General features: G+C 46.0%; 20 protein-coding genes. 11 read left to right on the plus strand and 9 right to left on the minus strand.

Features of this window, described 5'->3' with window-relative positions:
- Positions 1-11 precede the first annotated feature (11 nt).
- A complete protein-coding gene (locus A3773_RS09525) occupies positions 12-821 on the plus strand; it encodes an SDR family NAD(P)-dependent oxidoreductase (RefSeq protein ID WP_067985408.1) in 810 nt (269 codons plus the stop codon).
- Between the two features lie 81 nt (positions 822-902).
- Here A3773_RS09525 and A3773_RS09530 read toward each other — a convergent pair whose 3' ends face one another.
- The 6 genes from A3773_RS09530 to A3773_RS09555 form a co-directional block, all read right to left on the minus strand.
- Positions 903-1,400 (minus strand): copper chaperone PCu(A)C, encoded by a 498-nt coding sequence (locus tag A3773_RS09530; protein WP_067985410.1) that lies wholly within the window; start codon positions 1,398-1,400, stop codon positions 903-905.
- Between the two features lie 15 nt (positions 1,401-1,415).
- Entirely contained in the window at positions 1,416-2,006 is a 591-nt protein-coding gene (locus A3773_RS09535) for an SCO family protein (protein ID WP_067985412.1), read from the minus strand.
- 39 nt (positions 2,007-2,045) lie between these two features.
- The gene (locus A3773_RS09540) at positions 2,046-2,531 is read right to left on the minus strand and encodes a hypothetical protein (RefSeq protein WP_067985414.1); all 486 of its coding nucleotides are present in this window, start codon (positions 2,529-2,531) and stop codon (positions 2,046-2,048) included.
- Positions 2,532-2,618: 87 nt separating this feature from the next.
- Positions 2,619-3,647 carry a CobW family GTP-binding protein gene (locus A3773_RS09545; RefSeq protein ID WP_067985416.1) on the minus strand — a complete coding sequence of 343 codons (1,029 nt, stop codon included), beginning with the start codon at positions 3,645-3,647 and terminating at the stop codon, positions 2,619-2,621.
- The gene (locus A3773_RS09550) at positions 3,640-4,530 is read right to left on the minus strand and encodes a DMT family transporter (RefSeq protein ID WP_067985418.1); all 891 of its coding nucleotides are present in this window, start codon (positions 4,528-4,530) and stop codon (positions 3,640-3,642) included. The genes A3773_RS09545 and A3773_RS09550 overlap by 8 nt, the downstream gene beginning before the upstream one ends.
- A 703-nt stretch (positions 4,531-5,233) precedes the next feature.
- A complete protein-coding gene (locus A3773_RS09555) occupies positions 5,234-6,172 on the minus strand; it encodes a LysR family transcriptional regulator (RefSeq protein WP_067985420.1) in 939 nt (312 codons plus the stop codon).
- A gap of 253 nt (positions 6,173-6,425) precedes the next feature.
- Between A3773_RS09555 and A3773_RS09560 the strand changes: the two genes are divergently transcribed.
- The 4 genes from A3773_RS09560 to A3773_RS09575 all read left to right on the plus strand — a co-directional run bounded on the left by A3773_RS09560 (position 6,426) and on the right by A3773_RS09575 (position 9,823).
- Positions 6,426-7,448 carry a TRAP transporter substrate-binding protein gene (locus A3773_RS09560; protein WP_067985423.1) on the plus strand — a complete coding sequence of 341 codons (1,023 nt, stop codon included), beginning with the start codon at positions 6,426-6,428 and terminating at the stop codon, positions 7,446-7,448.
- A gap of 69 nt (positions 7,449-7,517) precedes the next feature.
- On the plus strand, positions 7,518-8,060 hold the full coding sequence (locus A3773_RS09565) for a TRAP transporter small permease subunit (protein WP_067985648.1): 543 nt from the start codon (positions 7,518-7,520) through the stop codon (positions 8,058-8,060).
- Positions 8,050-9,372: a TRAP transporter large permease gene (locus A3773_RS09570; RefSeq protein WP_067985425.1), complete on the plus strand. Its 1,323-nt coding sequence runs from the start codon at positions 8,050-8,052 to the stop codon at positions 9,370-9,372. Before A3773_RS09565 ends, A3773_RS09570 begins: the two co-directional genes overlap by 11 nt.
- A 10-nt stretch (positions 9,373-9,382) precedes the next feature.
- Positions 9,383-9,823, plus strand: a complete 441-nt coding sequence (locus A3773_RS09575) for a universal stress protein (protein WP_067985428.1) — start codon at positions 9,383-9,385, stop codon at positions 9,821-9,823.
- Here A3773_RS09575 and A3773_RS09580 read toward each other — a convergent pair.
- Entirely contained in the window at positions 9,812-10,735 is a 924-nt protein-coding gene (locus tag A3773_RS09580) for a LysR family transcriptional regulator (protein WP_067985429.1), read from the minus strand. The genes A3773_RS09575 and A3773_RS09580 overlap by 12 nt on opposite strands.
- A 131-nt stretch (positions 10,736-10,866) precedes the next feature.
- Here A3773_RS09580 and A3773_RS09585 point away from each other — a divergent pair, with 131 nt between their 5' ends.
- Positions 10,867-12,324, plus strand: coding sequence for an NAD-dependent succinate-semialdehyde dehydrogenase (locus A3773_RS09585; protein ID WP_067985431.1), 1,458 nt, complete (start codon positions 10,867-10,869; stop codon positions 12,322-12,324).
- Between the two features lie 10 nt (positions 12,325-12,334).
- Positions 12,335-13,687 carry an aminotransferase gene (locus A3773_RS09590; RefSeq protein ID WP_067985433.1) on the plus strand — a complete coding sequence of 451 codons (1,353 nt, stop codon included), beginning with the start codon at positions 12,335-12,337 and terminating at the stop codon, positions 13,685-13,687.
- 184 nt (positions 13,688-13,871) lie between these two features.
- On the opposite strand, the gene A3773_RS09595 is transcribed toward A3773_RS09590, so the two are convergent.
- Positions 13,872-15,503 carry a methyl-accepting chemotaxis protein gene (locus tag A3773_RS09595; protein WP_075109528.1) on the minus strand — a complete coding sequence of 544 codons (1,632 nt, stop codon included), beginning with the start codon at positions 15,501-15,503 and terminating at the stop codon, positions 13,872-13,874.
- A 226-nt stretch (positions 15,504-15,729) separates the two neighbouring features.
- On the opposite strand from A3773_RS09595, the gene A3773_RS09600 reads away from it, so the two are divergent.
- Positions 15,730-15,912 (plus strand): hypothetical protein, encoded by a 183-nt coding sequence (locus tag A3773_RS09600; RefSeq protein ID WP_067985437.1) that lies wholly within the window; start codon positions 15,730-15,732, stop codon positions 15,910-15,912.
- A gap of 110 nt (positions 15,913-16,022) precedes the next feature.
- Here A3773_RS09600 and A3773_RS09605 read toward each other — a convergent pair whose 3' ends face one another.
- The gene (locus A3773_RS09605) at positions 16,023-16,712 is read right to left on the minus strand and encodes a DUF1826 domain-containing protein (RefSeq protein ID WP_231902179.1); all 690 of its coding nucleotides are present in this window, start codon (positions 16,710-16,712) and stop codon (positions 16,023-16,025) included.
- A 637-nt stretch (positions 16,713-17,349) separates the two neighbouring features.
- Here A3773_RS09605 and A3773_RS09610 point away from each other — a divergent pair.
- The 3 genes from A3773_RS09610 to A3773_RS09620 are packed head-to-tail and all read left to right on the plus strand — an operon-like array spanning position 17,350 to position 22,302.
- A complete protein-coding gene (locus A3773_RS09610) occupies positions 17,350-18,363 on the plus strand; it encodes an HlyD family secretion protein (protein WP_197462758.1) in 1,014 nt (337 codons plus the stop codon).
- Between the two features lie 12 nt (positions 18,364-18,375).
- Positions 18,376-21,174, plus strand: a complete 2,799-nt coding sequence (gene rbbA, locus A3773_RS09615) for a ribosome-associated ATPase/putative transporter RbbA (protein ID WP_067985444.1) — start codon at positions 18,376-18,378, stop codon at positions 21,172-21,174.
- A 3-nt stretch (positions 21,175-21,177) separates the two neighbouring features.
- A complete protein-coding gene (locus tag A3773_RS09620) occupies positions 21,178-22,302 on the plus strand; it encodes an ABC transporter permease (protein ID WP_067985446.1) in 1,125 nt (374 codons plus the stop codon).

Raw genomic sequence — 22,302 nt, forward strand, 5'->3', positions numbered from 1 at the left:
AGGCTCTTATTATGCAAAAAACGATTCTTATCACGGGTTCTACTGACGGGATTGGCCTTGAAACGGCGCGGATGTTGTTGGCTCAAGGGCACCATGTCTTACTGCATGGCCGTAATTCGGCGAAATTAGATGCGACAAAACAGAGCCTTTTAGCAGAGGTCGGACCTGACTGTCATCTCGGTAGTTATGTTGCCGACCTGTCGAGTATTGAGTGTGTTGATGCTTTGGCTGATGCCGTACAAGCGGACCATCAAGCCTTGGATGTATTGATCAATAATGCAGGTGTCTTTCGGGCGCCGAACGCCATGACCGATGATGGGCTAGATATACGCTTTGCGGTGAATACTATAGCACCCTATCGACTGACCCAACGCTTGCTACCTTTACTGGGGCCTAATAGCAGGGTTATTAACCTCTCATCGGCCGCTCAATCGCCGGTAGACTTAGATGCATTGGCCGGTAACACCAAGCTAGCAGAAGACTTTGCTGCCTACGCACAAAGCAAACTAGGTATTACCATGTGGTCGCGTGCGTTGGCTAAAGATCTAGGAATGCCCGTTATTATCGCCGTTAATCCGGGGTCAATGTTGGGCAGTAAAATGGTTAAAGATAATTTTGGTGTGCCAGGCCATGATATTGGAATAGGCGCTAAAATTCTTACCGATTTAGCCTTGAATGCAGGGTTTGAAGCGCATTCCGGTGATTATTATGATAACGATATAGGTCAATTCTCGTCGCCACACCCTGATGGGCTCGATGAGGCTAAAAATAATGTACTGGTCCAAGCGATAGAGCAGGTGCTCACTCAACATGTAAGTTGAGCGGCAACCTTTAAGCCCTGTGCACAAAAAAAGCCCTGTATTTTCAGGGCTTTTTTACATGTGTCAGTATTGGATAGCTGATTAATTGTGGTGCATATGCTCATGTTCGTTTTTAGGCATGTTTTCAGACGCGTGGTGCATCATACCGCTCATGACTTTTTTCACGGGGAGTGTCAACACGTGTGAGCTGCCATCGGAAAAGTCCAAGGTTAGGTCAACCTCTTGCCCTTCGATTAGGTCTTTATTTAAACCAATCAGCATTATATGAAAACCACCGGGCTGAAGCGTTGCGGTGCCGTTAGCGGGGATATCCACTTTATCCACTTGGCGCATCTGCATCACACCGTCATTATTTGTATGGGTGTGCAGCTCCACGCTTTTTGCTATCGATGAACGACCCGCAATAAGCGAAACCGATTCTGGTGCATCGTTTTTAAGGATCATAAATGAAGCGCTCATCATCTGGCCGGGCGGGATAGCACGGACATAAGCATTTTCAACCGTCACCTCTGCAGCGGCACTCATTGCCGTTAGGCCTAATAGGGCGGTTAAGCCTAGTTGTTTAATTCGCGTATTCATTATGAATGGGTTCCTTTACAGTAAATTACGAATTTCGGACGTGAGCTTATTAGGATTGGTTGCATGGGCGAGGACTTTTGCAAGCTTGCCATCAGGGCCAATGAGATACAGTTTTGATGAATGATCTACAGCATAACCCATGACTGAGTTTTCTAAATCAACCATGCGGTAAAAGGCACCATACTGTTTTACCACGTGGTCTATTGTGGCTCTATCTGCCGTCGCGCCGTAGAAATTATCATGGAAATAATGGGTATATTTGGCAAGTTTTTCCGTTGAATCCCGGTCGGGATCAACGCTCATAAAAATACCCACCACCTGTTTTTGTTCATCTTCAGACAGGTTATTTAAACCTTGGGCAGCGACGGACAGAGCGGTAGGGCATATATCGGGGCAGGAGGCGTAACCGATAAAAAACAGAACCACTTTGCCTTTGAAGTCTTCAAGTTTTATTTCGCCTTTAGCCGATTGCAGTGTGAAGTTACCACCAAGCTGCTCGCCTAGGGCGACTCTATCTTCAATGGGTTGAGGACGGAAATAAAACGCTATTACAACACCCGCTAGCATAACGGCGGTGAGTAAAAGAAGGTTACGGAGGGTTTTCACTATGGGTTACCTATACTTAACATCATTTAAACGCGTATTTTATTGGGCGTCGAAGAAAAAATCGGCTTGGGTTAATCTACCTTGATGCTCGGTAATAACCGATGTTACCCACGTCATTTTACCGGTAGTACACACGCCTAGGACCACTTCACCTTGCCATAGGTCATCCTGTCCCGCGACTTTACTCAGCATAACTTGATTGAGCCCCATGAACATGTCTCGCCCTTTTAAATCTAACATCACTTGATCCGCCGCAATATTTTCAAGCTTCACCTCAAAGGTTAAAGGGGTGGCTGCGCTAATCGCCTGATTGTTAATTTTAAGACTAATTGCGCTCAGGTTATCACGGGCTTCACAGAATGATTGGGTTAGTTCGCATTCGGGTGTTGACTGTAAAATACGCGTTTGTGGGGGTGTATTTTGCAGTAACTTGGGTACATATATGATGGAACCTAAGCCGAGGATGATTGCGAGTATAATCACCACTTGAAGGAGATGAGGGCGCTTACCCTTGGTTTGATTCATTATATAACCTGTCCCGAGTGCTGCTATATTTTACTGAGTGAATGGAGTGTAAGAGAAGTGACAAATTGTCGCATAAAGGGTTCAACTTTACTGCGTAGAAATATGCAGGCAGTTAATTAGCTTTTGTTGGATCTCATCTTTTTCAAATGCACGGGTTGTGATTATCTCTACACGGGAGTCGCGACGGTAAGTGATAGGGGATACCGTGGTCTCATGGATCGCCTGATTATATAGCACCCATCCCTCTTGAGTATGAAAAACCCCTTTAATTCGCTGAATGTTAGGTAGGCTTTGTAAGTAGGGGATGAGTTTGTCGGCGATGAAAATATCGCTTTTATTAAACACCCAGCCGCAACTATAAAGGCCGTGGTTACTCCCTTCTTTAGATAAAGGGAGACCCGCTTTAGGTTGAAGCTGGAACAGCGGTTGAGCTTGGGGCGCGGTTGGGTGTTCGGCTTGATCAGGGATTGTATGCGCGTCTGGAAACAGGGCCTGACACTCATCTTTTCGAATAAGATCAAGCAGACTAAGTGATATCTGCCCAGCGATGCTTTTGACCACCGCTTGTTTCGGTGGGAATAAGCTGTTCGATCGTTCCTCCGCGAATGAGGTTTGTGCCTCGCTGGCTAAATCAATTTTATTGAGCACGATAACATCGGCTAAATTAATCTGGTCTTGGAAGGTTGGGTTACTGATCACTTCAGGGTTATCTAAGGCCCTAGGGTCAAGTAAGCAAATAACCGAACGCAGATCTAAAACCTCTTTGAAATTGTCATTTTGCAACGTATCAATAATGCCCGCTGGATGACCAATTCCTGTAGGTTCAATCAGTAAACGGTCCGGTTTTGATCGGCGCAGTAAGAGCGCAAGAGTGGATGTTAACGCTGGGCCTAACGCGCAGCAGATACATCCGCCCGCCAGCTCTTTAATAGCGACCCCTTCAGTCTGGTTCTCCATGACCGCTTGATCAATACCAATCTGCCCAAACTCGTTCACTAAGATCGCCCATGTTTCATCGGCAGGTTTTTGGGCTAACAGTGAGTTGATTGCTGTTGTTTTTCCTACACCAAGGAAGCCGGTAATGATATTCGTAGGGATATTGGCTAATTTAGACATGGTGTTTATCTCTTTTATATAACGAGGGTAGTTGTGATAACAGCATACCCAACAGCATTAAACTGCAGCCTAACAGGCCAAACAGGGTAAAGCCTTCATTGAGGATTAGCCAACCGCCAAAGGCGGCGGCGACCGCTTCTAAACTCATAATAATTGCGGCGTGCGCCGGTGGCGAATGCTTCTGCGCTACAATTTGTAGGGTATAAGCAATCCCAACAGAAATGAGGCCAGCATAAGCGATTGGTGCCCATGAGTTAAGAGCATTGTGTAGCGTTAATTGTTCAGTTTCTAAAATAAGTGCAACAAGAGCGCTCAGTGCAGCACAGACTAAAAACTGGGTAATGGCTAAGCGTAGGTTATCAACCTTGGGAGCGAGTTTAGCAATTAATAGTACATGGGCAGCCCAGCAAAGTGCTCCACAGATTTCCAACACATCCCCTTGGTTGACCTGAGTGAGTTGGTGAAAACTTAATAGATAGAGTCCAATCACCGCTAGGCTACCACCGATCCACGTATTTATATTGGTTTGCTGGCCGAACCACAACCCAAGCAATGGGACAAAAATAATATAAAGGCCTGTAATAAAACCCGCATTGCCTGCGGTGGTATAAACGAGCCCCGCTTGTTGAAACGAGGCACCGGCAAAAAGTACGCCCCCCGCCATTAATCCACTGACGAATAAACGTTTATGGCAATGATCTGCTGGGGCTTTAAAGAAAAAAAGTAAAGGTAGGAGGGAGAGTGCGCCGAGCAAAAAACGTAAGGTATTAAAACCAAAAGGCCCAAGCAGTTCGAGGCCTAAACGCTGCGCAACAAAAGCAAACCCCCAAATAATGGCGACAAGTAATAAAAGAACGTCAGCTTGTAGTTTTTTAGCGTGCATAAGGTCTGCTGTGCTCGTTAAAGCCTTTAAGGTTATGTGGGGTTGTACCGTATTGGAGTAGCGAGTGTACAGATTGTATGGATAAGGTTGAATGCTTAATAGGTAAGGGAATAAATTTATTGTAAATAGTGTTGCAAATCATTCTCAATTGCAATAATATCGAACTCGCTCATAAGTGATAAGCAGTGGACGACCTCACCTCACAACACTGCTTTAGCTTGCTGAATTAACTATCGCTCACATGGTTAATTTAGCGAACATTGATACTCCCCCTCGATTATCAATGTCTTAAACTGAAAAGTGCTCACCAATTCAGTTTAAACCGATAAGCCGGACCTTTAGGTCCGGCTTTTTTTATGGGCGGGGTTTAAGGTAAGGGATATTCATGGATAGAGACGCTTATAAATAATTATTGCAAATAGTGTTGCAAATCATTCTCATTCGTATATTATCTATCTTAACACGTCAGACGGCAGGCTCCCCTCACAAGTTGTGCCGTCGTGCTTTAGTAATATTGCATACGCGTGTGTGCATTCCACGTTAGCGTTGTGTTCAGGCCTCAACGCTATACGTTGGAAGCGGAGAATCGATTTGGATGCTCCAAGCACAAGGCTCTTGTCATTAAAGCAAATTGCTTAACCGGACCCCTAAGGGGCTCCGGTTTTTTTTTGCTAAAAATTGTTAATAGGCTACGTTTTGCGCGTTAATAGGGTGGGGCCATTTCAGCATCTTTGTGGCAGTTTCTTATAACATTTAAAAAGAGTTCCCGTGCCCGATTGGGTTGTGTCGAAATTTTACTGATGACAGCCATGCCTAAACGGAAATGTCGGCAGGATGTGGCAACGGGTTTGAGTTCCCCTTTTTTTACATAGGGCAGTGCAACCGCTTCAGGCAGAAAACCGATGTAGCATCCTGATAATAGAAGCGAAACCCTAGCCTCGTAATGATAGGAGCTTGCACTGAGGTTCATCTGCGCTAACTGGTGGTAAACCTCATCATGGGGGGTTAAACCCGCATGGATCAATTTGTATTGGTTGATCACCTGTTCAGTGATCTCTTTCTCTTCCATTGTAAATAATGGGTGTTGGTTGCCACAGTAAATGTAATGTTGATCACTAAATAGGTGGATATAGTTGAGGCTGGCAAACTTTCGGTGGTAGGGGATAATCGCTATATCAATTTGGTTGTTCATCACCATCTGTTCCATTACTTTCATGTGTTGTACTTCTACATGAAGTTGCACTTCCGGCGCTTGCATATGAAATTCACGATAAATTTCAGGCAGCTTACAACGATCATCCGTACTTAATGTGTCACTTAGTGCAATCTTTAAGTTGCCCGCAGGATGTTCCCCTAAATTATTGAGGGTATTTCTGAATAGCTCCATACGTTCTAATAATTGAACGGTTTGGTCGTAAACAACATGTCCCTCTTCGGTCAGAGAAAAGCCTGCGCGTCCACGTTTACATAAACTAATATTAAGGCGGTTTTCTAAGGCGGCAATATGGTTGCTGATGGTGGGGCGGCTTATATTCAGCTCGGCTTCGGCAGCGGAAAACCCGCCACATTCAACAACGGCTTTGAATATTTTAAGCTGCTTAATTTCAATGTCGCCAAGTTGGCCTAACGCGAATTTAACCATAATGATGTACCTAAGCGTGCTATTACCGAGCTAGATAGCGTTGTTTTGTGTACTAATGATAGGCGGTAGAGCCTATTTGGACTATGTAATCTAACCATAGGGTTTGTTTATTTGCTATTAATTGTCAGTGTTACGTAAAGTTTTCCAAACCTTTAAGTGGACTTTTGTCGATTTAACATACAGTTCACATCTGTAAATATAAAAGTTCAGAGCTTGTAACTAATAAATATGATTAATAATACAAGGACGAGTTATGTTTAAAAATATTAAGAAAAAGTTCACCACTTCCGCGCTTGCGGTAACGTTGGGGTTATCCGCTGTAGCAACTGATTTATCAGCTGCTGAGCACAATTGGCGTTTTAGTAATCTTTATGCTCGAGGCACCGCTTTTGGTGCAGTTTATGAGGGCTTAGCTAAAGATATTGAAACGAGTTCTGAAGGACGTATCAAAGTACAGGTTCTATATTCGGGTGAGGGTGTTGGCGCTGCGGGTCTACTGGGTGCCGTTAAGTCGGGTCTGGTTACTATGGGCGCGCCTTTTCAGTCGATGCATGCAGGTGAGCTACCCGCCGGTATTGTAGAGATTGGTTTGCCTGGTGGTACAGATGATCCCGCTGAGCTTCAAGCACTGTTCCATGATAAAGGGTGGGATAAGGTACTGACTAAAGCGTATGGGTCCCAGGGTTTAGTATGGTTAGAACCTTATATTCAGCCGCCTGTCTATGTTTTGACTAAAAAGCCGATCAACTCGATTGCTGACTTTGAAGGTCTAAAAATTAGAGCACCCGGTGCATACGGTAAATTTCTTCGCCACTTAGGGGCGTCTCCGGTTTCTTTAGCTTGGAGTGAGATCTATACCAGCTTGGCAACAGGCGTTATCGACGGTTCGATCGGTAGTAATATGATTGACCACCGTGATGGTAACCATGTGGAAGTGGCCAAGTACATGTATAAATTACCGCTGGCGGGTGCACAAGTATTACCGATTATTGTTAATCGCAGTGCTTGGAAAAAGCTACCTGAAGATCTTCAAGTCGTGGTGCGAAAAGCGACCGAACGTCATGCTGCAGAGCAATTACGCTTATCGCGTCAATGGGAATCTGAAGCGGTCGCTGAAATGGAAGCGAAAGGTCTTTTATGGAGCCCAGAGCCAAGTGAGGCCGATCGTGCCGCATGGAAAGAAGCCGGTGCCGGTTTATGGGAAGAGTATGCTTCTCAGGACAAATTCAGCAAACAGCTAATCGATATTCTTCGTGATAGCCAAGCCAGTAAATAGCACGGATTAAACAAAGGGGTCTTTCATCAAGTAAACGATGGGAGCCCCTTGTTTGTTGAAGGTATCCTTATGTTTGAGATAATCCTCATAAAACTCTGCTCGTTCATCGATGTTATTGTGATGATAGCGGGCCGACTGGCTTCGTTACTTATGCCTTTGTTGGCGTTTGTTGTTGCATACGAAGTTTTTTCACGTTACGCGCTGGGTAGCCCAACTGTTTGGGCGTTCGATCTATCTTTATTTATGTTTGGTTATATGGCTGCGTTAGGTGGTGCTTATGCACAGCAAAAACGCGCTCATATCAATGTAGATATTTTGTACCTTAAGGTTTCACACAAAACCCGTTCAGTGTTCAATCTGATCTCCTTTTCGCTCGGTATTTTCTTTCTTGTCATTATTATCATGGTCAGTGTTGGAAAGTATGAAGAGGCTATCGAGTTTGACTATCGTCGTCAGACAGAGTGGGCACCCCCAATGTTCCATTTTTGGGTCATGATGATCATTGCTGCTGGCCTTTTTATTGCTCAACTGTCTCGTGATTTACTCAATGAACTTTTCTATATCGTGACAAGCCGAGTGTTAATTGAAGAGGAGAACCGTGATGGGAATTGAACTCTTAACACTGGTGTTGCTGTTTTGTATTTTAGTATTTTTCGCCTTAGGTGCGCCGGTTGGTTTAGCCCTAGGTGGTATCGCGATGATGATCGGTTATATGACGTGGGGGGATGGCATTTATAATGTGATACCTACGACGTTAGAGGCGACCTATTTCAGTTTTATTCTGCTGGCTATACCGTTGTATATCTATATGGGGCAGTTACTGACCAAGTCAGGGATTGGCGACGCCATGTTCAATTTCAGCCAAATGTTGATTGGTCGTGTTCGCGGCTCGCTAGCGGTTAGTGTCATCGGCGTCTGCTCTATGATTGGTGCTATGGTGGGTATTATTGGCGCGGGTATTATGACCTCCGGCAGTATTGCTTTAAGGCCAATGCTTGAGCGTGGCTATAATCAGCGGTTGGCGCTAGGCGTTATTATGGCCGGCGGTGGTTTAGGTATCCTTATTCCGCCCAGTATCCCTATGATTATGTTCGCTGCATCGACTCAGAACTCGGTCGGTCGCATGTTTTTAGGGGCGATGATGCCGGCATTACTGACGGTGGTAATGATGGTTCTATACGTTGTCATTAGTTGCCGTATCTACCCAGACCGTGCACCAAGGGATATGGATAACGCTGATTTTCCTACACTAAAAGGCGCTGAAAAATTCAGGGTTGCCCGTGATGGTTTATTTTCGATGCTACTTATTGTGGTGGTATTGGGCAGTATTGTTACAGGGATCGCAACGCCGACAGAGTCAGGTGCTATCGGCGTGGTCGGTGCTATTGTGTTGGCGATATTGTTTAAACGTTTCAAAGTTGAGATGTTTATGACCGCCGGCTTCCAGACAGCTACCTTAGTCAGTGTTGCGATGTGGATTATTTTTGGTGCATCGGTATTCAGTAATTTCCATCTCTTGATGGGGGTTCAGAGTATGGTGGCAGGCTTTACCGCTGAGTTAGACCTCCCTCCGATTATGATTATCATCATGTTTCAGCTCATTATGCTGTTACTGGGATTTATCATTGATGAGTTCATTATCGTACTGATGTGCGCACCTTTATTTACACCGATCGCGGTTTCACTGGGTTATGACCCGATCTGGTTTGGTGTCTTAATGATACTTAATATTTTGATTGCTGTTCAAACACCTCCTTATGGTTTTGCGCTCTTTTACCTGAAAGGCATTGCGCCGCCAGGCATCGGTATGTCTGAGATCTATAAATCGGTGACACCGTTTATTGTACTCAACCTTACCGTTTTGATTCTGTGCATGGTTTTTCCAGAAATTGTGTTGTGGCTACCTAATAAAGTGATGAGCTAAGGAGGGATACATGTACCAAAATATTCTGATACCCCTGGATTTATCCCATAAAAGTCAGGCTGTTGAACTCGCTAATGTGGCAATAGCCTTGACGGCAGGGCAGCCTGCGACGGTTCATCTACTTTATGTTGATCAAAGCTTTGTTCATCGCGCGGCCTATCCTAACTTTGAACAGAGCAATTTAGCGCTGCACAAAGAGGAAGCCTTGAGTGAAATGTCACAACTACTGGTGGATGTGCCTGACAACGTGGTGGTTAAAACGCACTGCCGAAGAGGGACCGCCCATGATCAGATTCTTGAGGTGGCATTAGAACTAAAAAACGACGCCATCGTGATGATGGCAAAGAAGCCGGGGATTAGTAGCTACTTTATTGGCTCTAATGCGGAGCGGGTGGTACGCCATGCCGCGTGTTCTGTTTTTGTCGTACGTGACAACGAATCACATCAGTGATTCGTTAAGGCACTGCCGGAAGAGCTTAATAATAATCTGCTTACTTTGGCTGCTTCGCCATAAGGCTTTAAAGGTGTTGCTATAACCATAACGATCAGCCAACAACGGTTTGAGTTGTTTATCTAAGTTCCAGCTTGTTACTAAATGGCTGGGGAGAAAGCCAAGATAATGACCGCTGAGAATCAGGGACGCACGGGCTTCCTGATGGTGAGCTTTTGCTTGAGTATTCCATTGTTGACTATCAGGGTGCACTTCACGGCCAGGTAGTAGGCGAGGTGATTCGACAAAGCGGTAGTGACGTAGTTGGTCATAACTTACGGTTTCGGCCTGTTCATACAAGGGGTGGCTTTCTGCGCAATAGAGAAGCATCTCCTCGTCGAAGAGTTTCAGGCTAGATAGCTCAGAGTAGGTCTGACTCATTACGGTGATACCAATATCAACCTTATGGTCAAGTAAGGATGAGATAACCTCATCTGCACCCATCGTGCTGATGCGGATATTAACCTCAGGCGCCTGTGTTGAAAACAGCGCGAGTGCTTTAACGATGCACGATTTATGGGCGCCCAGCATATGCTCGGCAAAACCCAGATGTAGATCACCCATAATCCGGTTATGAGAGCGGTTAATACTGTTCTTAAATTGCTCGACAGCATTAAGCAGTTCCAAGGTTGCACGGTAAACCGACTGTCCATGTTCTGTTAATGAAAAGCCCGCGCGGCCCCGCTCGCAAAGGCGCATATCAAGGCGCTTTTCAAGATCGGAGATGTAATTGGATATGGTTGAGTTAGCAAGATTGAGTTGGATCTCAGCAGGGGTAAACCCACCCGCTTCAACGACGGCTTTAAAAACCCTCAGAAGCTTTAGATCCATATCAGCGAGTTGCCCAGAGAGCGCTGCTTTTTTACGTCCCATAATAACCTTTTATACATTTATAAATACAAATATAAGCTTTTATAAATAATTATATAAGCAAAAGTATATGCAATCTATAAATAGCTATGTACGACGACATAACGCATAGAGCGTATGCAGGAGAATAAGAAATGACACTGAATTTAAAGGATCCATCCCTGTTAAAAAACAAAGCCTATATCGATGGCGCTTGGGTTGATGCTGATCAAGGGCAGACGTTTTCCGTTATTAACCCAGCGACAGGTGACGTGATCTCCGACGTGGCGAGTGTTGGTGTTCACGAAACAAAAAGAGCCATTGCCGCGGCAGACAAAGCGATGCAGACATGGAAGCAAGTACCCGCTAAAACGCGTTCAGAGGTGTTAGAGCGTTGGTATCAGTTGATTCTGGATCATCAAGAAGACCTCGCTGTGATTATGACTGCGGAGCAGGGAAAACCGCTTTTTGAATCGCGTGGAGAGGTGCTTTATGGCGCTTCATTTTTGAAGTGGTTTGCAGAAGAGGGTAAACGTGTTTATGGCGATGTGTTGCCATCGACTGCGGATCGCAGAAGTATTGTGATCAAACAACCGGTAGGTGTTGTTGCTGCAATTACGCCGTGGAACTTCCCTAACGCCATGATTACACGAAAAGTTGCACCAGCGTTAGCGGTGGGCTGTGCCATGGTGTTGAAACCCGCTGCGGAGACACCTTTATCTGCCTTGGCGTTAGTCGAACTGGCAGAACGTGCAGGTGTACCTGCTGGCTTATTTAGTGTACTGCCTACGCTTGATGCTCCGGCTGTCGGTGGAGAGATGACCTCAAATCCCGTTGTTAAAAAAGTAACATTCACCGGCTCCACTGGGGTGGGTAAATTGTTAATGAAACAATGTGCCGACACAGTAAAACGCACCTCAATGGAATTGGGCGGCAATGCCCCCGTTATTATTTTTGATGATGCCGACCTTGAAAAGGCGGTCGCAGGTGCCTTGGTTTCTAAATACCGTAACTCAGGGCAAACCTGTATCTGTGCTAATCGTTTTTTAGTGCAGGCAGGGGTTTACGATGCGTTTGTTGAGCGGTTCTCTGCCGCCGTCAATCAGTTTCAACTGGGGAATGGATTGGATGAAGCATCAACCCACGGTCCTGTTATTACTGAAAAAGCGGCCACTGAAATTCACGCCAAAGTTTTAGCGGCTGTGGCGGAAGGGGCTCATGTTGTTACCGGCGGAAAGGTCAGTAATCAGGGTTCACACTTCTACGAGCCAACGGTATTAACCCATGTCACACAGGCCATGCGCTTATTTAAGGAAGAGATCTTTGGTCCTGTGGCGCCGATCTTCAAGTTTGATACTGAGGAGGAGGCGATAGCGATGGCTAATGATACAGAGTTTGGTTTGGCATCTTATGTTTATACCAACGACCTTGGGCGGATCTGGCGAGTATCTGAAGGTATTGAGTACGGCATGGTGGGTGTGAATGAAACCATGATCAGCTCCGAGATTATTCCATTCGGTGGCGTTAAAGAGTCTGGCCAAGGGCGTGAAGGTTCAAAATATGGCTTAGATGATTATCTAGAAACTAAATATATCTGCATGGGCGGTCTATAAGGGGCATTTTATGAGCACAATTATTTATCCTACAACAAACCTCAAAGCGACAGAAACTCTGACACTAGAGCGTGGTGACGGTGCTTACGTTTATGATAATCAGGGTAAGCAGTATTTCGAGGCGCTAGCTGGTTTGTGGTGTACCTCTTTAGGCTACAACAACCGTGAGTTAATTGAGACGGTTAATGAGCAGGTGGGGAAACTCTCATTCTCCCATATGTTTGGTGGTAAAACGCATCAGGTGGGTATGGACTTAGCTGATAAGTTAACTTCCATGGTGCCAGTTGAAAACGCAAAAGTGTTCTTTGGCAACTCAGGTAGTGATGCGAATGATAGCCATATAAAAATGCTGCGTTACTATTTTAATGCCATCGGTAAACCTGAAAAGTTTAAGATTATTGCCCGTGATCGTGCCTATCATGGAGTGACGGTAGCTTCAGCCTCTTTGACAGGTTTAGTACCTAACCATACCCACTTTGACCTTCCATTTGAGGCATTAGGTATTTTGCGTACGGATGCACCCCATTACTACCGTGGTGCCTTGGCGGGTGAATCCGAAGCGGAGTTTGTTGATCGCATTACCCATAATCTAGAGCAGCTTATTTTAAAAGAGGGGGCAGATACCATTGCAGCCTTTATCGCTGAACCGATTACGGGTGCCAGTGGTGTTATCGTGCCGCCCGCAGGTTATTACGAAAAAATTCAGGCGATTCTTAATAAGTACGATATTTTATTTTGGGCGGACGAGGTGATAACGGGCTTTGGTCGTACGGGTAACGATTTCGGCTGTACCACCATGAATATTGAAAAGCCCGATATGATGACATTAGCTAAACAGCTATCGTCTGCTTACATGCCCATTAGTGCGGCGGTCATTAAGGGTGATATGTATGAAGCGATGATTGAACCGAGCGCCCAAGTGGGCGTGTTTGGACATGGCTATACCTATTCAGGCCATCCAGTCTCATGTGCTGTTGCGCTGAAAACATTAGAGATCTACGAGCGTGATAACATTTTTACGCATGCTGCTGAAATCGGTGATTACATGCAAAAACGACTCCGTGAATTCCAAGATCACCCATTAGTTGGTGAGATTCGGGGTAAAGGGATGATCGCAGCGGTTGAGTTAGTCGCGAATAAGCAAAGCGGTGAAGCGTTTAACGGAGGGGCTGTAGGTGGCTTTGCTATGCAAGCGTGTCAAAACCACGGCATGATTACCCGTGCGGTTGCGGGATCGTCATTAGCCTTCTGTCCGCCACTCATTATTGACCGAGCACAAGTAGATGAGATGATTGAGAAGTTCTCATTAGGCTTAAACGACACGTTAGATTTTGTGACACGTGAAAACTTATTGAAAAACTAAGGGTTAAGCGCGTGGGTGTTTTGAGGGAGATGCCCGCGTAGATGGGGTTACTCATTTGAGTGATTTGTAAGTTATCCCTCGATTGACCCCTGAGCGTGATGTTTACGTTTTATTGCTTCCATCCTCATGTTAATTGAGGACCTGCATTTAGGGGGGGCGTTGTCCCCCCTTTTTTTCTAGGCGCTTAACTAACGGTGAAGCGTTTCATTTTATTAAACAGATCTTCAGCCATATTCTTAAAGCTAGTGGCAATGCCTAATGAGTTTTGTGATAGCTCTTTAGCTATTTGGTTTTGATCATTAAGGTGGGTTAAGTTCTGATTGATCTCATCGGTGACTTGGCTTTGTTGCTCGGTTGCGGTGGCAATCTGTGTCGCCATATCATTCACTTGGTTCGCTGAGCCCCCAATGTTATTTAAAATATCTTGTGTGCTTTCTACTAACTCCACAGACGTCGAGACTTGTGAAGATCCATCTCTAATGGATGACACCGCCTGACTGACACCCGATTGAAGTCGCTCAATCATTGATTGGATCTCTTCAGTGGAGGCTTGGGTTTTACTGGCAAGTGATCTCACCTCATCGGATACCACCGCAAAGCCACGTCCATGGTCTCCCGCGCGCGCTGCTTCAATAGCTGCGTTTAGGGCAAGCAGGTTTGTTTGATCGGCTATTCCCCTAATCACGTCCAACACCGAGGCGATGTTTTCAGATTCTAATGCAAGTTTTGAAATGACCTCTTCGGCATTGGATACTGAGCGTGACAAGTGTTGAATTTGGATGACGGAGTCATCAATAATGCTCCGGCCTTGACGGCTGATCTCAACCGTTTTAGCTGATTCTGACGACGTTTGCTGTGCATGCTCCGCAACTTCTCGTATCGCTGTATTGAACTCGTATACAGCAGAGGCGATCATCTCAACACCATGGCTTTGTTTATTGACGATATCCATGCTGCTGTTGGCCGAGTCTTGTAGGGACTTCGAGTCGGCATTCATAAGTGATGCTCGCTGACGAATATCTGTGATCAGTGTTTCTAAATTGGCAATAAAATTATCAAACGCATTGGCGAGTTCACCTAACTCATCCTTACGTTCGGAGTTTATGCGTAGTGTCAGGTCACCATTACCTTGGCTGATCTCTTTAATATTGGCGGTTAATCTTGTGATGCTATTAACCAACAGCTTAGGTGTGAAATAAGTGAGGGCGCCTGCAATCACTAAAATAACTAGAATAAAGAGGCTTAAGCCAAGCGTGACCTCCTCAATTTTTTCGGCCAATTCCACGCGTTTATTATGTGATTTGGTATCGAGCTCTTCCCCTGCCAGGTTATAGAGATCACGGAGGTGTTGAAATGCAGGGTTGGTTTCTTCACTGCTCAAACGCTGAGCTGCGTCTAGGCGTCCACTATCAACTAAGTCGAATACTTTATCTGCTTTTACCTTCCAATCATTAAATGCGGTATCAAATGTATTTAACTGACCCATAATATCAGGGTATGCCCGCATCAACTCTCTGTATTGGTTCATACGGTCAAATGCTTGCTGCGCATTCTCTTCAAAACTATCTTTTACCGACTTATCGCGTGTGCCCAGTAGGTAGTTTAATTCTGCTTCTTTTGCTTGATAGAGATCCCTATCGGCATTAAGTATGGCGGACATCGCGGGTAAGTAGTTTGTACCAAAGCGATTGATCCCTGCTTTTAGTTCATCGGTGAGTAATTTTGCTGAACAGGTAATCAATACTATGGCTACCATGAGGACGACCATAGCGGTCGATAATTTAAACCTAATGCTATGGAATAGACTTGTTTTCATTATTTTATTGTCCCTAAAACTATAATTACAACTTCAATATAGAGCATAAGCTGTGAAAGCGAAATGTATAAAGATTTAGGGAGATCGCACAGAAGTGTCTGATTGTGTTGCTGTTTAATTGTGCAGTTTTAAGGCGCTACGCCTTTGTCCATTAATGCCTGACCTGGTTATTCCGTCTATATAGATTATTTTTATTGGCCCGAAAAATGATCTGGTCTAAACCAATATGAACTTAAATGATAAAGTGGACCAAGCGGCATTTATTCGTGCACGTAATCGCCGTGATAAAACCTTAGAGGCGCCGCAACTCCTGTTTCCCTCTGTTCAAGTGAATATCCGAGCAGGGGAGCTCCCTAAAGCTGAAAGTAACGGGATGCAATATTTAAAAATCCCCCTTAACTTTTTATAGGCCGTTTATTTTTAATCTTTAAAAGAGGGGGCGGTTGTATTTATCCGCCCATGCCTATAACCATGATAATGGCACTGCATCGCCTAGTGGGCGCAGTGGGTTATCTTTACTCAGGCAAAATCCATTGTGAGCACGACGCGTTTCTCACCTTGCTTTACCGCAGGAGATCGATGAACGGCTCCTAACCCTTCATTGCCATACCAACCTTCGCCCTTTAGAAGAACAATATCACCTGTGTTTACTTGTTGAATGTCAACTGCTTGGGAGTATAGACCTGAGGCATCATCGCTTAATCCCATGTTACCTGCTCCGAGTTTGCTACGATCCACATCACTATTGCGCAGCCATTCGGTGCCCGGTCCTTGATAAGTGCTAACGAGGCGACAGCCTAATTTATCTATATGAAAGCGAGGGCACATAGCACGATCTAACACCTGTAATCTTAGGCCTACCTCATCAAGCTCGAACAGGCAGCTATACATCTCTACTAATAAAACGAGATCGTCTAAAAATGCTGTGTGGCCCGACACGTTCGGTAGTGAGGATTTGAGTGATGCTTCTGCGGTCTTAGGGTTTATTACTGAGCGCAGATTAAAATGAGGCTGGCACTCGATGAGCGCTTGGCAATAGCGCGCGATCTCATCAGGTAGTGACCGTTGTACGACAACTATATTGATCTGTTCTTGGTAAATTGCTGTCATCGCTTCAGGCGTGTCTCCTGTCACATGATTATGTTCACACAGGTCATGGCTTAAATAAGTTGTATTGTTGACTGGCTCTGCGGCACCCACTGAAATCACCTGTTCTCATTAAATAAATCATTATAATATAACATAACTTATAATTTTGTAGGCATCGCACTAAAAGAGTGATGGATTATTGTTTTTTCTGATGTTGGCTTTTGTCGCTGGGGTATGTGGTCGCTGATTCTCAATAAGGGGTTACACGGAATGGAATAACTGCGGGCACCGCTTAGTCTGTATGATAAATAGGGGTTTGAATCTTAAATTTGGCTATGCTAATTTAGTTTTTACTGTCCGTTCTGGATTAATGGGTGTGGAGCCTGCTTACATAGCGGCGAATCGGATACTTCCCTTACTGTGTTTTACCCACGCTGTGGCTGAATATGCCATCTGCTGTGTCGCAGGGTTTAGCTGTTAGATTTTCAGGTGATTGAAATCAAGGAAATGCCAGCCCGTTCGTTTGATACTACTTTTAGGTTAATTTTTCGATAAAACGTTTCAATGAAGCTTTTTTCGATGACACGACATGTGAAATCACTACGCACTCAATGTAACGATTGATGAGTTTGCGTATTCCTTCCTGATGATCAAATATGCCGATTATAGAAAATAGCGGTACTGAAATGATTGGTAATTGACGCACACAACGATTCAACAATAATCAGTTGACGAATTTTGGATAATGGAGAAAAGCGTGAAGCGAATAATAATTGTCGTGGCTCTTATACTGGTCGCTGCTGGCGGTGGGCTTTTGTGGCAGTATTTTCAAGCACCTGCGCTACCGGCAGATATTGCCTCGGGTAATGGTCGGATCGAAGCTGTACAAGTGGATATCGCAACAAAGATCGCTGGACGAGTGGAATCAGTGGTGGCACAAGAGGGGGATCTTGTGACCGAAGGTCAGGTTGTGGCAACCATTGATACCGCGCAATTAAAGGCCCAGTTACTACGTGCCGAGGCGGTGATTGCGAGTGCTGAAAGTCAAGTTGCAGCAGCGGAGGCTTCTATTGCCCAAGCTAAGGCTAAGCTCATTTTAGCCGAACAGGAGTTAAGCCGCGCACGGGAACTTGTTAAGAAAGGCCATACCAGTAAAGAGGCTTATGATACCCATGTGAGTGACGTTGCCGTTGCTAAGGCTAATTTAAAAGCTGCTGAGGCGACACTGATATCCCAGCAACGCAATGTTGATGCTGCACGTGCGGATGCCCAAGGTATTCAGACACAGATTGATGATGCCACGTTAGTGTCTCCTAGTTTAGGACGGGTGTTATATCGCCTTTCTGAACCCGGCGAGGTGTTAGGCAGTGGGGGTAAAGTTTTAACGCTGGTGAATCTGTCGGATGTTTACATGGAAACATTCTTGCCATCATCCCAAGCCCATCGTGTATCGATCGGTGCTGAAGCACGGGTGAAACTTGATATTCTTGATGTTGCTATTCCTGCCACTGTGAGCTTTGTGTCGCCGGAATCTCAATTCACACCAAAAGAGGTTGAGACTGCGAGCGAACGGGAAAAATTGATGTTCCGAGTTAAGGTGCGCGTACCCGAAACCTTAGTGCAGGCGTATATCGACCGTGTTAAAACGGGGGTCCGAGGTGTCGCTTATATTCGTCTTGCTCCATTGCCAGGTGATGAACTATCAGCGTGGCCAGAATTTCTCCAGAAACTGCCAACAAAAATGAATCCAGCCAACACCAGTACGCATTAACGGGAGCCTATCATGGCTGAACAAGGTTGCCCGATCGCCCGTATTCAGGGTGTTACACATGTTTATAAAAAGACCCATGCGGTTGATAATATAACGCTGGATATCCCAGCGGGCCTTATGGTTGGGCTGTTAGGGCCCGATGGTGTTGGTAAGTCAACGCTGATGGGGCTCATCTCTGGGGCGCGAAAACTGCAAAAAGGCCAGCTTGAAGTCCTCGGTGGCGATATGGCGTCAGCAGCCCACCGTAAAGCGGTGGGGCCGGGGATTGCCTATATGCCGCAAGGGCTAGGTAAAAACCTCTATGCGGAGCTGAGCGTTGAGGAAAACCTCGACTTTTTCGGTAAGCTTTTTGGGCAGACGTTATCTGAGCGTAAAGCGCGGATTGAGCGGTTAACGAAAGCAACAGGGCTACACCCCTTTTTATCGCGACAGGCGGGTAAATTATCTGGGGGGATGAAACAGAAGCTAGGCCTTTGCTGCTCCCTGATACATGATCCTGACCTATTGATATTAGATGAGCCAACAACCGGTGTAGACCCTCTGTCACGCCGCCAGTTCTGGGCATTAATCGCTACGATCCGTAAAGAACGTCCTACGATGAGCGTGCTGGTGTCTACGGCTTACATGGATGAAGCGGAAGGGTTTGACTGGCTCGTTGCGATGGATGCGGGCCAAGTGCTTGATACTGGTACGCCAGAGGCGCTCAAAGCGAAAACCGATGCCGCTGATCTGGAAACGGCTTTTGTACGTTTGTTGCCTGAAAGTAAACGGGGCGACATGAATGAATTAGTGATTCCTCCTTTGGAGGCGCGGGAGGGCAAACCTGCCATTGTTGCTAAGGGGCTCACTCGACGGTTTGGGGATTTTACGGCCGTTAATAATGTTAGTTTTGAGATACAAGCAGGGGAGATCTTTGGTTTTTTAGGATCGAATGGCTGTGGCAAAACAACAACCATGAAGATGCTGACTGGTCTGCTGCCGGTCTCTGAAGGCGAAGCCTTTCTATTTGGTCAGCCCGTCAATGCCGGTGATTTGGAAACGCGTAAACGTGTTGGATTTATGACTCAGGCGTTTTCTCTGTATGGTGAGTTGACGGTGGCACAAAACCTGACGTTACATGCGCGCTTATTCCATTTAACAGCGGAAAAAACTGTTGAGCGTATTGACGCCTTGGTCGAGCGTTTTAGCTTAGGTGAGTATATGGATGCCCTTGCGTCCTCTCTTCCTTTAGGTATGCGCCAGCGGTTGTCGTTAGCGGTTGCGGTTATTCATGAGCCGGAAATGCTGATTCTTGATGAGCCTACATCGGGTGTTGACCCCGTTGCACGTGATGGCTTTTGGGAGCTTTTAGTACAGCTGTCACGGGAAGACAACGTGACCATCTTCATCTCCACCCACTTTATGAACGAAGCGCTGCGCTGTGATCGTATCTCACTGATGCATGCCGGTCAGGTGCTGGTCTACGATAAACCTCAACACTTAGTTGAGGCTAAAGGAGCAGCGTCATTGGAAGAAGCCTTTATCGGCTACCTTGAAGATGCGATTGGCGAAAAGGATAAGGACGATAAAGGCGTTGAGGCCGCCGAGCCTGCGGACGTAGTGAGCACTGATAGCGCGTTAACCGAGGAATCGGCTGTTATCACGGGTGCAGCGGACCATGTTAGGGTTAATAAAAAGTCCCAAGGGTTTAGTCTGAATCGACTACTGGCATACAGTTATCGAGAGATCATGGAGGTGATGCGTGACCCCGTGCGTATGGCCTTTGCCTTTCTGGGTAGCTCACTGTTATTAATCGTGATTGCCTATGGTATCTCGCTTGATGTGGAGAACCTGACCTATGCTGCACTTGATAACGACCGTACACCGGAAAGTCGTGAGTATTTAAGTAATTTTGAGGGCTCCCGTTATTTTAGTGAACAGCCCGCATTAACGAGTAAAGATGAGCTTGAACGGCGCTTGAAGTCGAACGACATTACGTTGGCGATTGAGATCCCATCGGGCTTTGGCCGTAACCTTAAAAAAGGTGAAACACCGAGTGTATCCGCGTGGATTGATGGTGCAAATACCACCCGTGCAGGAACCATTGCCGGTTATGTAAGCGGTGCACATATCCATTACTTAACACAGTTGGCGACTAATGCGGGTGTGGATGCGAGTGCAGTATCAAAGGTCACACTTGAGCCACGTTACCGTTATAACCCATCATTTGAGACGATTTACTCTATTGGCCCTAAAACGCCGGCCATGCTGCTATTACTGTTCCCCGCGATATTAATGGCGGTCAGTATGGCGCGTGAAAAAGAGATCGGCACAATTACCAATTTTTATGTAACGCCAACAAACCGGATTGAATTTCTGATCGGTAAACAGCTGCCCTATATCGGAATAGGTATGGTTAACTTTGTTATCCTCACGTTGCTGGTGGTGTTTCTATTAGGGGTGCCGCTAAAAGGGAGCTTACTCGGGTTGGGATTAGGGGCGTTGCTCTATGTTTTTGCGGCGACCAGTTTTGGTTTGCTGATCTCTACTGTGACTAAATCACAAGTGGCGGCTGTTTTTGCCACTGCGATTCTGTCTATTATGCCCACCATTAACTTCTCGGGATTAGTCCAGCCAACATCAACTATGGAGGGGGGCGGATACCTGATTGGTCTGCTCTGGCCGGCGACATACTACATGCACCTGAGTGTTGCTGCCTTTACTAAAGGGTTAGGCCTTTCCGAGCTCATGGGGGATGTTGTTGTACTCGCCTTCTTTGGACCTGTTCTGGTTGCCATTGCAGCTGTGTTCCTGAAAAAGCAGGAGGCCTGATCGATGAAAACGTGGATCAATATCGTCTGGTTAGGCACTAAAGAGCTACGCAGTGTTTTTAGCGACGTGGTGATGGTCATGCTGATCATCTATTCGTTTAGCTTAGCGATCTATTCGCAGGCCACCGCGACCAGTGAGTCCGTCAATAACGCCTCTATTGCCATCGTGGATGAGGATCATTCGACACTCTCGCGGGCGATCGCAAACGCGCTCTATCCTCCGTATTTTAAAACGCCGGTGCTTATTTTAGCTGACGAAGTGGATGCATCAATGGACCTGGACCGCTTTATGTTTGTGGTTGAGATTCCCCCAATGTTTGAAGAGGATGTACGTCGAGGCCGTCAGCCAAGTGTGCAGATCAATATCGATGCGACAGCGGTTACACAAGCCAGTCTGGGTAACAGCTATATTCAAAATATTATCGTGGATGAGGTAAACCATTTTATAAACCGCTCGGATGAAACAACCGCTTATCCGGTGACCTTAGTGCAGCGTCGCGCGTTTAATCCGAATGGCACCGGCATGTGGTTTGGTGCCATGAATGCCCTGATTAATCAAATCTCGATGATTACGATTATCTTGACGGGGGCTGCACTACTGCGCGAACGTGAACATGGCACCATAGAGCATCTGTTGGTTATGCCGCTTAGCTCATTTCAGATTGTGATGTCTAAGGTGTGGGCCAATGGGCTGATTATTCTGGTCGCGTTCTCATTGTCCATGCTCTTTGTGGTCGAAACGATTTTGGACGTGCCGATCAGTGGTTCTCGCTTATTGTTAGTAGGGGGGACAACACTTTATCTGTTTGCGGCCGCGGCTATCGGTATTTTCTTGGGTACGATTGCACGCACAATGGCGCAATTCGCCCTGTTGATGATCATGGTCATCATACCCATTACGATGCTTTCCGGTGGTTTGACGCCGATTGAAAGCCAGCCTGAAATTATTCAGCCAGTGACATGGTTTTTACCGTCGCGTCACTATATGTCATTTGCTCAGGCAGTGGTGTTTAGGGGGGCTGATATCACGATTATATGGCCGCAGTTGCTCACAATTATTGCACTCGGTGGGATCTTCTTCAGTGCTAGCCTAGCACTGTTTCGCCGTTCTATCGCGGTGAGCCGCTAG

Source organism: Neptuniibacter pectenicola (genome assembly GCF_001597735.1).
Classification (GTDB): Bacteria; Pseudomonadota; Gammaproteobacteria; order Pseudomonadales; family Balneatricaceae; genus Neptuniibacter; species Neptuniibacter pectenicola.